Consider the following 13,373-nt stretch of genomic DNA (forward strand, 5'->3'; position numbering starts at 1 on the left):
GGGAGCGGATCAGTACAGGCCGAACAGCTTGGCGCCGAGCACCGCTGTCAGGCTAAGGCTGATCACCAGGGTGGCGATGGCCGACGATTTGCCGAATTCCTTGGTCACGGCAGCGTGGCTGATGTCCATCCAGATGTGGCGCAGGCCGGCGGTGAAGTGGTGCAGGTAGGCCCAGATCAGGACCAGTACCACCAGTTTCAGGACGGCGCCCGGCACGAAGCCGATGCCGGCGCGGAAAGCGGCCGTGAAGGCGTCGAACGAAATTTCAGACGTCAGCGACTTGTCGAACATCCACAGGATGAAGGGCAGCAGCAGGAGCATGATCGCGCCGCTGGCACGGTGCAGGATCGAAACCCACGCAGCGACGGGCATGCGGTAAGTGGGCAGGTCTTTGAGTGCGTTGATGTTGCGGAACTCTGGCCGCTTTTTGGCTAACTCTGTCATGGGATGCGCTTTCGTGGGTGGTAACTGCTTCGTAATCGGGCGATGCGATCGACGCAAAATTCTATTGCAATGCAGCGGCAAAGGCTCGCGTGCTGCGGCGTATTTTCGTCATTTGCGTTGATTTTCGCCCGCCTGTACTCAATTCAGGGCGTTTCGGTAGTGGTGGGTGTCGGTGCGGTAGAGCCCGCGCCGTAACTCCATCGGAACATCGTTGTAAGTGTAGGCCACACGCTCGACACTGAGCAATGGCGTGGAATTACTTACTGCCAGCAGTTCGGCCTGCTCGGCATCGGGCAAGACGGCGCGGATTTTCTCGTCCGCGCGCACCATGCGCACGCCGTATTCGAGTTCGAACATGGCATAGGTCGGGCCCTGGTAGGAGCCCATCTGCTCGGCTGTGAGGCCTTTGAAGGCCTGGCCAGGCAGCCAGATTTCCTCGAGAATGGTCGGCACGCCGGCAAACGCCAGCACGCGGCGCACCTGCATCACGGCATCGCCGCTGCGCAGTGCCAGCAGGCGGGCCACTTCGGCGGGCGCGCGCAGGCGCTTGCAGTCGATGATCTGGCGCTGGGCACGGCCTTCCTCGCGCAGGTCGCCGACGTCGGGCTGCAGCTTGAGAAAGCGGTACTGGACCTGCTGGGCGGCGTGGGTGGCGACAAACGTGCCCTTGCCCTGGCGACGCATCACCAGGTTCTCGGCCGCCAGCTCGTCAATGGCCTTGCGAACGGTGCCCTGGCTCACGCGAAAGCGCGCGGCCAGCTCCATTTCGCTGGGAATCAGCTCGCCCGGGCGCCATTCTCCGGCCTCCAGGCCCTGCAGGATCAGTCCCTTGATCTGTTGGTACAGCGGGCTGAAGGCAGGACCCTGGGCTGGCGCGGTCGGCGGCGTGTCAGTGACGGGTGTGGAAGGAAAAGACATGTAGTTTTGTGTAATGGTTAGCGCCGGCGACGCACGGGTGGCGCTCATTGCACAGAGCCTCGATCATATCTTATATAAGACATAAGACAAATTGACCGGAGGGCAAAATCAAGCGTACACTTGCGCCCTGTTTGCGGGGCACAGGCTTGCTGGTAACAACAGATGCTGGTGCAAGAATGCGCCCACCATTTTTTCTGTTTCTGGAGTTATCACTATGAGCAAAGCACCTGTTCGCGTCGCCGTCACTGGCGCTGCTGGTCAAATCGGTTACGCGCTGCTGTTCCGCATCGCTTCCGGCGAAATGCTGGGCAAGGATCAGCCCGTCATTTTGCAACTCCTGGAAATCCCCGACGAGAAGGCCCAGAACGCGCTCAAGGGCGTGATCATGGAACTCGAAGACTGCGCTTTCCCGCTGCTGGCCGGCATCGAAGCCCATTCTGACCCTCTGCAAGCCTTCAAGGACACCGACTACGCATTGCTGGTCGGCGCCCGTCCTCGCGGCCCCGGCATGGAGCGCGCCGACCTGCTGGCCGCCAACGCACAGATTTTCACTGCCCAGGGCAAGGCCCTGAACGCCGTGGCTTCGCGCAACGTCAAGGTGCTGGTGGTGGGCAACCCCGCCAACACCAATGCCTACATCGCCATGAAGTCGGCTCCCGATCTGCCAGCGAAGAACTTCACCGCCATGCTGCGCCTGGACCACAACCGTGCAGCTTCGCAGCTCGCGGCCAAGGCTGGCTTCAAGGTCGGTGACATCCGCAAGCTGACTGTCTGGGGCAACCACTCGCCCACGATGTACGCTGACTACCGTTTCGCCACGGTGAACGGCAAGTCGGTCAAGGAAATGATCAACGACCAGGAATGGAACGCCAACGTGTTCCTGCCCACCGTGGGCAAGCGCGGCGCGGCCATCATTGCCGCTCGCGGCCTGTCGTCGGCAGCTTCGGCCGCCAACGCTGCCATCGACCACATGCGTGACTGGGCCCTGGGCTCCAACGGCGAATGGGTCACCATGGGCGTGCCTTCCAACGGCGAATACGGCATTCCTGCCGGTGTGGTCTTTGGCTTCCCCGTGATCACGGCTGGCGGCGAATACAAGATCGTCGAAGGCCTGGAAATCGACGCTTTCTCGCAAGAAGGCATCAACAAGACGCTGGCCGAGCTGCAAGGCGAGCAAGACGGCGTCAAGCACCTGCTGTAAAAACCGAGCCGCTTGATGTCCGACTGGAATCCCGCGCTCTACCTGCGCTTCGCCGAAGAGCGTACGCGTCCGGCCAGCGAACTGCTGGCCCGCGTTGCCCATCCCGGGCCCACCCATGTGGTGGACCTGGGCTGCGGGCCGGGCAATTCCACCGAACTCCTGCTGCAGCGCTTTCCCCAGGCGCGGATCCTGGGCATAGACAACTCCGCTGCCATGCTTGCTGAAGCACGGCAGCGGCTGCCACAGCTGGCGTTTGACCAGGCTGACATTGCCGATTGGGCGCCTTCGCAGGCGCCCGATCTGATTTACGCGAATGCCGCACTGCAATGGGTGGGCGGACATGAGCAACTGATTCCGCGCCTGTTCGCGGCCCTGGCTCCGGGTGGCGTTCTGGCCATCCAGATGCCGGACAATTTCGAAGAGCCCTCGCACCGCCTGATGCGCGAAGTGGCGGGGATGCCGGCGTTTGCTGCGCATATCGATGTGCAGACCGTCCGCGGGCGTTTTCTGCGTCCTATCCATGATTACTACGACCTGTTGGCAAATCATGCCGCGCAGGTCGATGTCTGGCACACCATCTACCAGCACCCGATGGCCGACGCCCAGGCCATCGTGCAGTGGCTGCGCAGCACCGGCCTCAAGCCGTTTGTCGAATCGCTGCCCCAGGCACTGCAGACCGCTTTTCTTGAAGAATACGAGCGCCGCGTGGCGCAGGCCTACCCTGCACGTGCAGACGGCCGGCGCCTGCTGGCCTTTCCCCGCATGTTCATCGTTGCCCGACGCGCCCCATGAGCCCCACGCCTGCCGATTCTTCCGTTCCCGTTTCCGCTGCCGCCTCTGTCCACCCCGCCACGGTATTGCTGGATGCGCAAGCCAGCGCCCAGCGCCTGCCGGTCTGCGACCATTACAGCGGCGTGGAATTACGCATGCGCAAAAGCCTGCAATTGCAGGCCGAGATGACGCAGGAGTTCGGCACCTGTGTGTTCGACGTCACGCTGGACTGTGAAGACGGCGCCCCGGTGGGCGACGAGGCCGCGCATGCGAGCCTGGTCGCCAGCCTGGCGCGCGACGCAGCCCCGGGCGCCCGGGTGGCGGCGCGCGTGCATGCCGTGGACCACCCCGCATTCGCGCAAGACATGGCGACCATCGTGGGTGAAGCCAGCCACCGCCTGTCGCACATCATGGTGCCCAAGGTCGAGTCGGTCGATGACGTGCTGCTGGCCGAAAAAGCCCTGGAACGTGCTTCGGGCAGCCATTTGCCGCTGCATGTGCTGATCGAGTCGCCCGCGGCCATTTACCGCGCGTTCGAGATTGCCGCCCATCCGCGCGTGCAAAGCATCTCCTTCGGCCTGATGGATTTCGTGTCGGCCCACGGCGGCGCGATTCCGGCTTCGGCCATGGGCTCGCAAGGCCAGTTTGAGCATCCGCTGGTGGTGCGCGCCAAGCTGGAAATTGCCGCTGCCTGCCATGCCCACGGCAAAGTGCCTTCGCACTGCGTGGTCACTGAATTCAAAGACCCTGATCTCATGCAGGCGGCGGCCTCGCGCGCCGCCCGTGAGTTCGGATATACCCGTATGTGGAGTATCCACCCCGGCCAGATTCGCTCTATTTTGGCGGCTTTTGCGCCTGCCCAGCAGGAAGTCGATCAAGCCGCGTACATACTCCAGTCCGCCGCCGCCGTGCACTGGGCTCCTATCAGTGCCGATGGCGTGCTCCATGACCGCGCCAGTTACCGCTATTACTGGCAGTTACTGGAGCGAGCGCACCAAACGGGGCGCAGCCTGCCTGCCAGTGTGCAGCCATGGTTTGCAAGCCCTTCTCTCTGACCTCTTTTTTTGATCGCTGGAGCTCACATGAAATCCTTCATCGCCTCCGTTTTGATTCTGGCTCCTGTCCTGGCCCTGACGGCCGGCAGCGTGGCCGCCGCCACTGACAAGCCTGCCGATGCGAAGTCGTCCGTCCAGGCCAAGAAGGCTGCCAAGCCCGTGGCCAAGAAGACCGTGACCAAGGCCAAGGTGGCGCCCAAGGCCGCTGCTGCCGCCGGCGCTGTCGCCGTGGCCGGTGTTGCCACGGCTGCCGTGCTGCTGACGCCGGACGAACTGTCGATCGCCCAGCGCGTGCACACCGGTCGCATCGCCTGCGAACTCGGCGCCCACGTCAATGTGAATGCCATCCAGCAAAGCCCCGGCCATTTCCAGGTCGACGGCAAGGGCTTCAAGTACAGCATGGTGCCCGTGGCCACGACCACCGGCACGGTGCGTCTGGAAGACAAGCAGGCTGGCGCGGTCTGGCTGCAGATCGCCAACAAATCCATGCTCATGAACCAGAAGCTGGGCCAGCGCCTGGCCGACGAATGCATGAGCCCGGAGCAACTGCAGGTGGCGGAAGCTATCAAGAAGAACCCCCCGCCGAGCGTGTTTGACCCGCTGCCAAGCAGCAAATAAGCCGTCGCTGGCTTAAGGCTTACGCCGCCCCACTTTAGAAAACCATTGGAGAGAGAACCATGTTGAAAGCCTATCGCGATCATGTGGCTGAGCGCGCCGCGCTTGGCATTCCGCCCCTGCCGCTGGAGGCCAAGCAAGTGGCGGATCTGATCGAGCTGATCAAGAACCCGCCCGCTGGCGAAGACGCCTTTTTGCTGGACCTGCTGACCCACCGCGTTCCCCCGGGCGTGGATGATGCGGCCAAGGTCAAGGCATCGTTCCTGGCAGCCGTGGCGCATGGTGACCTCAAGGTTGCTCTCATCTCCAAGGCCCAAGCTACTGAATTGCTGGGCACCATGGTGGGTGGCTACAACGTGCATCCGCTGATCGAGCTGCTCGACGACGCGGAAGTCGCCGGCGTGGCCGCGACCGCGCTGAAGAAGACGCTGCTGATGTTCGACTTCTTCAACGACGTCGAAACCAAGGCCAAGGCTGGCAATGCCAAGGCCAAGGAAGTGCTGCAAAGCTGGGCCGAAGCCGAATGGTTCACCAGCCGTCCGGAAGTCGCGCAGAAGATCACCGTCACGGTGTTCAAGGTGCCCGGCGAAACCAATACCGACGATTTGTCGCCCGCTCCCGATGCCTGGAGCCGCCCCGACATTCCGTTGCACTACCTGGCGATGCTCAAGAACACGCGTCCCGACGCGGCGTTCCGCCCCGAGGAAGACGGCAAGCGCGGCCCGATGAAGTTCATCGAGGACCTCAAGGCCAAGGGCCACATCGTTGCCTACGTGGGCGACGTGGTGGGCACGGGCTCGTCGCGCAAGTCGGCGACCAACTCGGTGGTCTGGGCCACGGGCCAGGACATCCCCTTTGTGCCGAACAAGCGTTTCGGCGGTGTGACGCTGGGCGGCAAGATTGCCCCCATCTTCTTCAACACCCAGGAAGACTCGGGCTCGCTGCCCATCGAAGTCGACGTCTCCAAGCTCGAAATGGGCGATGTGGTCGACGTCCTGCCCTATGAAGGCAAGATCCTGCGCGACGGCAAGACCGTGGTCGAGTTCCAGCTCAAGAGCGATGTGCTGCTGGACGAAGTGCGCGCCGGCGGCCGTATCAACCTGATCATCGGCCGTTCGCTGACCGCCAAGGCACGTGAATCGCTGGGCCTGCCCGCGTCCACGACCTTCCGTCTGCCCCAGGCGCCTGTCGCCACCCAGGCCGGCTTCACCGTGGCGCAGAAGATGGTCGGCCGTGCGGTCGGCCTGCCTGAAGGCCAGGGCGTGCGTCCCGGTACCTACTGCGAACCGCGCATGACCACCGTGGGTTCGCAAGACACCACCGGCCCCATGACCCGTGACGAACTGAAGGACCTGGCTTGCCTGGGCTTCTCGGCCGACATGGTCATGCAGTCGTTCTGCCACACCGCCGCCTACCCCAAGTCGGTGGACGTCAAGACCCACCGCGAACTGCCGGCTTTCATCAGCAACCGCGGCGGCGTGGCCCTGCGTCCTGGTGACGGCGTGATCCACAGCTGGCTCAACCGCCTGCTGTTGCCCGACACCGTCGGCACGGGCGGCGATTCGCACACTCGTTTCCCCATCGGCATTTCCTTCCCCGCGGGCTCGGGCCTGGTCGCCTTCGGCGCGGCCACCGGCGTGATGCCCCTGGACATGCCTGAATCGGTGCTGGTGCGCTTCAAGGGCGAAATGCAGCCCGGCGTGACCCTGCGCGATCTGGTGCACGCGATTCCCCTGTACGCCATCAAGGCCGGTCTGCTGACCGTGGCCAAGGCCGGCAAGATCAACATCTTCTCGGGTCGCATCCTGGAAATCGAAGGCTTGCCAGACCTCAAGGTCGAACAGGCATTCGAGCTGTCCGACGCTTCGGCTGAACGTTCGGCCGCCGGCTGCACGATCAAGCTCAACACCGCGCCTGTGCAGGAATACCTGACCAGCAACGTGGTGCTGATGAAGAACATGATCGCCGAAGGCTACGAAGACAAGCGCACCCTGCAGCGCCGTATCGAAAAAGTCGAAGCCTGGCTGGCCAACCCCAGCCTGCTGGAAGCCGACAAGGATGCCGAGTACGCAGCCGTCATCGAAATCGATCTGGCCGACATCAAGGAACCCATCGTTTGCTGCCCTAACGATCCGGATGACGCCAAGTTCCTGTCCGAAGTGGCCGGCACCAAGATCGACGAGTCCTTCCTCGGTTCGTGCATGACCAACATCGGCCATTTCCGCGCAGCTGCCACGCTGCTGGGCGGCCAGCGCGACATCCCCGTCAAGATGTGGGTTGCGCCTCCGACCAAGATGGACGAGAGCGAGCTGATCAAGGAAGGCCATTACGCGGCGTTCGGCGCATCCGGTGCCCGCACCGAAATGCCCGGCTGCTCGCTGTGCATGGGCAACCAGGCCCAGGTGCGCGAAGGCGCGACGGTGATCTCCACCTCGACCCGCAACTTCCCCAACCGCCTGGGCAAGAACACCAACGTCTACCTGGGTTCGGCCGAACTCACGGCCATCGCTTCCAAGCTGGGCTACCTGCCCACCAAGGAAGAGTACCTCAAGGCCATGGGCATCATCAATGCCGACAAGGCCAGCGTCTACCGCTACATGAACTTCGACCAGATCGAAGAGTACGCTGAAGTGGCCAAGGGCGTAGTCGCTTAAGACACCCCCTGAGCCGCTTCGCGGCTTCCCCCTCTCATCCTACGGTGGAGGGGGGCGCCCGGCCAGGGACGGCAGCCTCGGTGCGGGGCGGCCCTTCCTCGCTGCCCCATTGCCGGGGCGCGCAAGGGGTAGCGCGAGCGCCCTGGATTACCAAGAAAACCCGCTTCGGCGGGTTTTTTTATGCCTGCGCGCAATGCAACAGGAGCTTGGCACACAGCATTTTGGAGTGGTCCGGGGCACAATGCCAGGACAGCACTCTGGAGAGCCTCGATGAAACACGCGTTCGCCCCGACCCTGAAAAACTTTAAAACGGCGTCAGGCACCACCGGCCGCTTTTATTCGCTGCCGGCCCTGGCCAAGCAGTTTCCCAGCGTGCAGCGGCTACCGCAGTCGCTGCGTATCGTGCTCGAAGCCGTGCTGCGCCACTGCGACGGCAAGAAAGTCACGCCCGAGCATGTGCGCCAGCTGGCCCAGTGGCAGCCGCAGGGCAGCCGTACCGAGGAAATTCCCTTTGTGGTGGCGCGCGTGGTGCTGCAGGACTTCACCGGCGTGCCGCTGCTTGCCGACCTGGCAGCGATGCGCAGCGTGGCCGCGCGCCTGGGCAAGAAGCCCGATGCCATAGAGCCGCTGGTGCCCGTGGACCTGGTTGTCGACCACTCCATCATGGTCGACTACTACGGCACGAAAAAAGCCCTGGACCTGAACATGCAGCTGGAGTTCAAGCGCAACCAGGAGCGCTACCAGTTCATGAAGTGGGGCATGCAGGCCTTTGACACCTTTGGCGTCGTGCCGCCGGGCTTTGGCATCGTCCACCAGGTCAACCTCGAGTACCTGGCGCGCGGCGTGCACCATGGCAAGGACGGCGTCTACTACCCCGACACCCTGGTCGGCACGGACAGCCACACGACCATGATCAACGGCATCGGCGTGGTCGGCTGGGGCGTGGGCGGTATCGAGGCCGAAGCGGCCATGCTGGGCCAGCCGGTCTATATCCTGATGCCCGACGTGGTGGGCTTCGAGCTCACGGGCCGGCTGCGCGAAGGCGTGACCGCGACCGATCTGGTGCTGACCATCACCGAGCGGCTGCGGCGCGAAAAGGTGGTCGGCCAGTTTGTGGAATTCTTTGGTGAAGGCACGCAAAGCCTGGCCGTTCCCGACCGCGCGACCATAGGCAATATGGCGCCCGAATACGGCGCCACCATGGGCTTCTTCCCGGTTGACGACAAGACCCTGGACTATTTCCGCGGCACGGGCCGCAGCCCGGCCGAGATCGAGGCTTTCGAAGCCTATTTCCGCGCCCAGGGCCTGTTCGGCGTGCCCAAGTCCGGCGACATCGACTACTCGCGCGTGGTGACGCTGGACCTGGGCAGCGTCGCGCCCAGCCTGGCCGGCCCCAAGCGCCCGCAGGACCGCATCGAGATCGGCCATGTGGCCGCGCAGTTTGCCGACCTGTTCAGCGCGCCGGCCGCGCGCAACGGTTTCAACCAGCCGGCCGCGCTGCTGCAGACCCGCCATCTGGTGCAAGGCAACGGCAACGAAGCCGGCCTGCCGATAAACCGGCCCACGCCCGACGGCGCGGAGCGCCAGGTGGTGGAAATGGAGTCCAACAAGCCGATGCGCGCCACGGCCCATGCATCGGCCAAGGTGCCCACGCCGACCCAGTCCAGCCAGCCGGCCGAAGGGCAGGGCTTTTCCATAGGCAATGGCGACGTGCTGATCGCGGCCATCACCAGCTGCACCAACACTTCCAACCCCAGCGTGATGCTGGCGGCCGGCTTGCTGGCGAAAAAAGCCGTGGAAGCCGGGTTGACGGTGCAGCCGCACATCAAGACCTCGCTGGCACCGGGCTCGCGCCTGGTCACGCAGTACCTGAGCGAAGCCGGCCTGCTGCCCTATCTGGAAAAGCTGGGCTTTGCGCTGGCCGGCTACGGCTGCACCACCTGCATCGGCAATGCCGGCGACCTCACGCCTGAAATCAATGCGGCCATACGCCAAAGCGATCTGGTCTGCGCCGCCGTGCTGTCGGGCAATCGCAACTTCGAAGCCCGCATCCACCCCAACCTCAAGGCCAACTTCCTGGCCAGCCCGCCGCTGGTCGTGGCCTATGCGATTGCCGGCACGGTGCTCACCGACTTGATGACCCAGCCTGTGGGCCAGGGGCATGGCGGCAAGAACATCTATCTGGGCGACATCTGGCCGAGCACGGACGAAATCCAGGCGCTGATGCACCACGCCATGAACGGCCAGGCTTTCCGCGAGAACTACCAGAAGGTCAGCGCCGAGCCGGGCAAGCTGTGGGAGAAGATCCGCGGCGTCAGCGGCGCCACCTACACCTGGCCCAGCAGTACCTACATCGCCGAGCCGCCGTTCTTTGAGCAATTCACGCTGGACCTGGCGGTGCCCGAGGCCGGCGTCGGCGCCGTCAATCCCTATGCCGTGCACGGTGCGCGCGTCATGGCCTTGTTCGGTGACTCCATCACCACCGACCACATCTCGCCCGCGGGCTCCATCCACCCGGATTCGCCCGCCGGCCAATGGCTGCGCGCGCACGGCGTGCAGCAGGCCGACTTCAACAGCTACGGCTCGCGCCGCGGCAACCATGAAGTGATGATGCGCGGCACTTTCGCCAATGTGCGCATCAAGAACCTGATGCTGCCGCCGCTGGCGGACGGCGGGCGCGAGGAGGGCGGTCTCACGCTGTACCGCGATGCCGCGGGCGCGGCCCACAAGATGCCCATTTACGACGCGGCCATGCAATACCAGGCCGAAGGCCGGGGCAGCGTGGTGTTCGCCGGCGAGGAGTACGGCACGGGCTCGAGCCGCGACTGGGCGGCCAAGGGCACGCAGCTGCTGGGCATCAAGGCCGTGGTGGCGCGCAGCTTCGAGCGCATCCACCGCAACAACCTGGTGGGCATGGGCGTGCTGCCGCTGCAGTTCCGTGGCGAGGACAGCTGGAGCCGCCTGGGACTGGTCGGCGACGAGCATGTCGAAGTCATTCCCGACCCGCAGCTCACGCCGCAAAGCGACGCCGAGCTGTGCATCACCCGCGCCGACGGCAGCCAGATCCGGCGCACCGTGACGCTGCGCATCGACACGCCCATCGAAGCCGACTACTACCGTCACGGTGGCATCCTGCCCTTCGTGCTGCGGCAATTATTGGGGAACACCCCCTGAGCCGCTTCGCGCTAGGCGCGCCCCGTCTTCCCCCTCTCAACCTTCGGTGGAGGGGGACGGCAGCCTCGGTGCGGGGCGGCCCTTCCTCGCTGCCCCCTTGCTGGGGCGCGCCAGTTGCATGGGCGATGTACTGCATTATCGTTACCTGAAACCGTCCCCTTGATGGGCAGTTCTTTGTCTTCCCCCCGATCTTTCGCGCAACCGGTTTGCGCTGCTTCATGAGTGTTACCCAGTACCTGTTTTTCTTCGGCGTCGTGGCCCTGGCTTCGCTGTGCCAGAACCTCACCGGCTTTGCTTTCGGCCTGATCCTGGTGGGCCTGGCCGGCGCCCTGCAGCTGATGCCGATTGCCGATGCGGCCAACGTGGCCGGCCTGCTGTCCCTGGTCAATGGCGTGGTCTATCTGCGCAGCCACCCTTTCCAGCCTCAATGGGCCATGCTGCGGCCCATGCTCATCAGCAGCGTGATCGGTGTGATCGGCGGGCTGGCGCTGCTGAACTGGCTCAGCGGCAATGCACTCAGCGTGCTGCGCCTGTTGCTGGGCGTGGCCATTGTGGGTTGCTCGGTGGCGCTGATGGCGCAGACGAAGACGCGCAGCCAGATGTCCGGCCAGGGCTCGTTGTGGACCGCGGGTCTGCTGTCGGGGCTGTTGGGCGGGCTGTTTTCCACGGCCGGCCCGCCCATGGTCTACCACCTCTATCGCCAGCCGCTCGCGCCGCTGCTGGTGCGCCAGTGCCTGCTGGTGATGTTCCTGACCTGCTCGGTGTTGCGCATGGGCGTGGTCGTCGCGGCGGGCGACCTGGGGAGCAATGTGCTCTGGGTGAGTGCCGTGGCCTTTCCGGTGGTGACGGCAGTGACCTGGCTGCATGCCAGATACCCGCTGCCCCTGCCGCAGCGGCTGACCCAATGGCTGGTGTGCGGCCTGCTGCTGGTGGCCGGTTTGAGCCTGATCGCTTCGGCATTCTGAGGGGTATGCAGCACTTGCTGGCGAGCGGCGTAGGACAAGGCCGCGACCTGCGTTCAGCGCGCTGCGGCCAGGAATGTGAATTGTTGTCCTGGAATTAATTCAGGGGATACATTTGCAAGCAACTGCGCAGTACGATAGCCGGCATGACTTCTGTTTATGCCCAACGCCGCGCGCGCTTGGCCGCCCAGCTGGGCGCCCAGGGTGTTGCCATCATTCCCACCGCGCCGGTGCGTTCGCGCAACCGCGACACGGACTTTCTCTATCGGCATGACAGCTATTTCTACTACCTGACCGGATTCACCGAGCCCCAGGCCTGCCTGGTGCTCAGGGGCGATGGCAGCAGCACGCTGTTCTGCCAGCCCAAGGACCTGGAGCGCGAAATCTGGGACGGCTTTCGCCTCGGGCCGGAAGCCGCCGTGGCCGCGCTGGGCGTGGACCAGGCCTATTCGAGCAACGACATAGACACCCGCCTGCCGCGCCTGCTGGACAACACCGACTGCGTGTGGTTCCCGTTCGCCACGCATACCGGCCTGGCCGCGCAGGTGGAAACCTGGCTGGCCCAGGTCCGCGCCCGCGTGCGCCTGGGCGTGCAGTGCCCGACGCAGCAGGGCGACCTGTGTGCGCTGCTCGACGAGATGCGGCTGGTCAAGGACGTGCACGAGCAGGACATCATGCGCCGGGCCGCGCAGATCAGCGCCGGCGCCCATATCCGTGCCATGCAGCGCTCGGCGCGCATGCTGCGTGCCGGCGAGGAGGTGCGTGAATACCACCTCGACGCCGAACTGCTGCACGAATTCCGCCAGCATGGCTCGCAGTACCCGGCCTACGGCTCCATCGTCGCGGCCGGCGCCAATGCCTGCGTGCTGCACTACCAGGCCGACAAGGCCCTGGTGCGCTCGGGCGACCTGGTGCTGATCGACGCAGGCTGTGAGCTCGACGGCTATGCCAGCGACATCACCCGCACTTTTCCGGCCAACGGCAAGTTCAGCGGCCCGCAGCGCGCGGTCTACGACCTGGTGCTGGCCAGCCAGGAAGCGGCCGTGGCGGTCACCCGCCCGGGCAAGCGCTTCAGCGACCCGCATGATGCGACGCTGGCCGTGCTGGCCCAGGGCCTGCTGGATCTGGGCATCCTCGACGTCAACCGCGTGGGTTCGGCCCAGGACGTGATCGCCACCCGCGCCTATTTCCCGTATTACATGCACCGCACCGGCCACTGGCTGGGCATGGACGTGCACGACTGCGGCAGCTACGTCGAAGCCGGCGAGCCCGATGTCGGCCAGGCACGCCGCGATCCGCTGAGCGGCGAAGTCGTCACCCAGCGCCCCAGCCGCATCCTGCGCGCGGGCATGTGCACCACCATCGAGCCTGGCCTGTACCTGCGCGCCAGTGCTGACCTGCCGGAAGCGTTCCACAACATCGGCATCCGCATCGAGGATGACGCCATCGTCACCGACAGCGGATGTGAGTTGATTTCACGCGGCGTGCCTGTCAAGCCCGATGAGATCGAAGCGCTGATGCGCGATCTGGCATGAAGGCTGCTGGCGCCCGCGCACGCCCCGGACTGCGCTTGCTTTTT

10 protein-coding genes are annotated in these 13,373 nt (G+C 64.6%); 8 read left to right on the top strand and 2 right to left on the bottom strand.

What is annotated here, in order from left to right; all coding sequences use genetic code 11:
- Positions 1–9: 9 nt before the first annotated feature.
- Together sdhC and N0K08_RS19700 are read right to left on the bottom strand one after the other, a co-directional pair.
- The gene (gene sdhC / locus N0K08_RS19695) at positions 10–444 is read right to left on the bottom strand and encodes a succinate dehydrogenase, cytochrome b556 subunit (protein ID WP_261502106.1); all 435 of its coding nucleotides are present in this window, start codon (positions 442–444) and stop codon (positions 10–12) included.
- A 138-nt stretch (positions 445–582) separates the two neighbouring features.
- Positions 583–1,362, bottom strand: coding sequence for a GntR family transcriptional regulator (locus N0K08_RS19700; RefSeq protein WP_261502107.1), 780 nt, complete (start codon positions 1,360–1,362; stop codon positions 583–585).
- 214 nt (positions 1,363–1,576) lie between these two features.
- Between N0K08_RS19700 and N0K08_RS19705 the strand changes: the two genes are divergently transcribed.
- The 8 genes from N0K08_RS19705 (at position 1,577) to N0K08_RS19740 (ending at position 13,329) form a co-directional block, all read left to right on the top strand.
- Positions 1,577–2,563 (top strand): malate dehydrogenase, encoded by a 987-nt coding sequence (locus tag N0K08_RS19705; RefSeq protein ID WP_261502108.1) that lies wholly within the window; start codon positions 1,577–1,579, stop codon positions 2,561–2,563.
- A gap of 15 nt (positions 2,564–2,578) precedes the next feature.
- The gene (tam, locus tag N0K08_RS19710; RefSeq protein WP_261502109.1) at positions 2,579–3,355 is read left to right on the top strand and encodes a trans-aconitate 2-methyltransferase; all 777 of its coding nucleotides are present in this window, start codon (positions 2,579–2,581) and stop codon (positions 3,353–3,355) included.
- Positions 3,352–4,389 carry an HpcH/HpaI aldolase/citrate lyase family protein gene (locus N0K08_RS19715; RefSeq protein WP_261502110.1) on the top strand — a complete coding sequence of 346 codons (1,038 nt, stop codon included), beginning with the start codon at positions 3,352–3,354 and terminating at the stop codon, positions 4,387–4,389. Before tam ends, N0K08_RS19715 begins: the two co-directional genes overlap by 4 nt.
- A gap of 27 nt (positions 4,390–4,416) precedes the next feature.
- Positions 4,417–5,007, top strand: a complete 591-nt coding sequence (locus tag N0K08_RS19720; protein WP_261502111.1) for a hypothetical protein — start codon at positions 4,417–4,419, stop codon at positions 5,005–5,007.
- A gap of 59 nt (positions 5,008–5,066) precedes the next feature.
- Positions 5,067–7,658 carry a bifunctional aconitate hydratase 2/2-methylisocitrate dehydratase gene (gene acnB, locus N0K08_RS19725; protein ID WP_261502112.1) on the top strand — a complete coding sequence of 864 codons (2,592 nt, stop codon included), beginning with the start codon at positions 5,067–5,069 and terminating at the stop codon, positions 7,656–7,658.
- Between the two features lie 270 nt (positions 7,659–7,928).
- A complete protein-coding gene (locus N0K08_RS19730; RefSeq protein WP_261502113.1) occupies positions 7,929–10,832 on the top strand; it encodes an aconitate hydratase in 2,904 nt (967 codons plus the stop codon).
- Between the two features lie 218 nt (positions 10,833–11,050).
- The gene (locus N0K08_RS19735; protein ID WP_261502114.1) at positions 11,051–11,797 is read left to right on the top strand and encodes a TSUP family transporter; all 747 of its coding nucleotides are present in this window, start codon (positions 11,051–11,053) and stop codon (positions 11,795–11,797) included.
- A gap of 143 nt (positions 11,798–11,940) precedes the next feature.
- Positions 11,941–13,329, top strand: coding sequence for an aminopeptidase P N-terminal domain-containing protein (locus N0K08_RS19740; RefSeq protein WP_261502115.1), 1,389 nt, complete (start codon positions 11,941–11,943; stop codon positions 13,327–13,329).
- Positions 13,330–13,373: the final 44 nt, after the last annotated feature.

This window comes from Acidovorax bellezanensis (assembly GCF_025421555.1).
In the GTDB taxonomy this organism is placed as follows: domain Bacteria; phylum Pseudomonadota; class Gammaproteobacteria; order Burkholderiales; family Burkholderiaceae_C; genus Comamonas; species Comamonas bellezanensis.

Bases quoted from the DNA above. Each gene is read 5' to 3' on its own strand.
- sdhC (WP_261502106.1), bottom strand. From the start codon at position 444: ATGACAGAGTTAGCCAAAAAGCGGCCAGAGTTCCGCAACATCAACGCA.
- N0K08_RS19700 (WP_261502107.1), bottom strand. From the start codon at position 1,362: ATGTCTTTTCCTTCCACACCCGTCACTGACACGCCGCCGACCGCGCCA.
- N0K08_RS19705 (WP_261502108.1), top strand. From the start codon at position 1,577: ATGAGCAAAGCACCTGTTCGCGTCGCCGTCACTGGCGCTGCTGGTCAA.
- tam (WP_261502109.1), top strand. From the start codon at position 2,579: ATGTCCGACTGGAATCCCGCGCTCTACCTGCGCTTCGCCGAAGAGCGT.
- N0K08_RS19715 (WP_261502110.1), top strand. From the start codon at position 3,352: ATGAGCCCCACGCCTGCCGATTCTTCCGTTCCCGTTTCCGCTGCCGCC.
- N0K08_RS19720 (WP_261502111.1), top strand. From the start codon at position 4,417: ATGAAATCCTTCATCGCCTCCGTTTTGATTCTGGCTCCTGTCCTGGCC.
- acnB (WP_261502112.1), top strand. From the start codon at position 5,067: ATGTTGAAAGCCTATCGCGATCATGTGGCTGAGCGCGCCGCGCTTGGC.
- N0K08_RS19730 (WP_261502113.1), top strand. From the start codon at position 7,929: ATGAAACACGCGTTCGCCCCGACCCTGAAAAACTTTAAAACGGCGTCA.
- N0K08_RS19735 (WP_261502114.1), top strand. From the start codon at position 11,051: ATGAGTGTTACCCAGTACCTGTTTTTCTTCGGCGTCGTGGCCCTGGCT.
- N0K08_RS19740 (WP_261502115.1), top strand. From the start codon at position 11,941: ATGACTTCTGTTTATGCCCAACGCCGCGCGCGCTTGGCCGCCCAGCTG.